The 837-nt window shown below is 74.4% G+C and carries 2 protein-coding genes; one reads left to right on the top strand and one right to left on the bottom strand.

Annotated features, from left to right (window positions below; all coding sequences use genetic code 11):
- The coding region (locus tag FV223_RS28855; protein ID WP_187276298.1) for an S-adenosylmethionine:tRNA ribosyltransferase-isomerase at window positions 1-333 on the bottom strand (333 nt) is incomplete at its 3' end.
- 120 nt (window positions 334-453) lie between these two features.
- Between FV223_RS28855 and FV223_RS28860 the strand changes: the two genes are divergently transcribed.
- Window positions 454-696, top strand: a complete 243-nt coding sequence (locus tag FV223_RS28860; protein WP_147730027.1) for a hypothetical protein — start codon at window positions 454-456, stop codon at window positions 694-696.
- Window positions 697-837: the final 141 nt, after the last annotated feature.

Below are 837 nucleotides of genomic sequence, written 5' to 3' on the forward strand. Positions count from 1 at the left end.
GGGCATGGAGGCTCCAAGTCGAGACGGGAGGATCGCGCCTGCCGTGAACGGAAGCCGGTCCGGCGCCTCGCGCAGATGCAGCATCACCTCCGTGCGCTGGCCGGGCGCGCCGGGCCGGGTGCGGATGCCGCGAAGGCGCGCCGGGATCACCCGGGTGTCGTTGAAGACCAGGGCGTCGCCCCGGCGCAGCAGGCCGGGAAGGTCGGCGACGCGGGCATCGGTCAGGCCGTCGCCGGGGCGCACGACGAGCAGGCGCCCGGCGCCGCGCGGTTCGGCCGGGCGCAGCGCGATGCTGGCCTCGGGCAGGTCGAAATCGAACAGGTCCACGCGCATGGTGCCCGCACCTGCACCGGCGCGCGCCGGGAATCAATGCGGCGCGGCGTTCGTGGAACCGCGCCGGACCGGCTTCCGTTCACGGCAGGCGCGATCCTCCCGTCTCGACTTGGAGCCTCCATGCCCTGGTACGCCGTGCGTCCCCGCGATCCCGCCGACCCGCGCTGGCCGCTGCCGGGCAAGCCGCAGATCGTGCTCAAGGGCGAGGACCCCGCCGACGCGCGCGCAAGGTTCGAGCAGGCCTATCCGAGCACGCCGTTCGGCACGCCCGCCACCCCGGTCCCCGACGGCGCGGGCGGGTTCGAGGGTGAGGCGGAGGCGCTGATCGTCGAGGAGACGACGGAACCCGCCGCGCCGCATTAGGCGTTTTGCTGAGGACGTTCGACGGCGAGCACCATCGCCTGAGGGGAGGGATGCATGGCGGCGCAGGCGGAGCGGATCACTCTCGACGGGCAGCTCGTCGGCTACTGGGCGCGCGAGGCCGGCCGCCTCGAGGCGCTCGCC

This window comes from Methylobacterium sp. WL116, assembly GCF_008039455.1.
GTDB lineage: Bacteria > Pseudomonadota > Alphaproteobacteria > Rhizobiales > Beijerinckiaceae > Methylobacterium.

Bases quoted from the DNA above. Each gene is read 5' to 3' on its own strand.
- FV223_RS28860 (WP_147730027.1), top strand. From the start codon at position 454: ATGCCCTGGTACGCCGTGCGTCCCCGCGATCCCGCCGACCCGCGCTGG.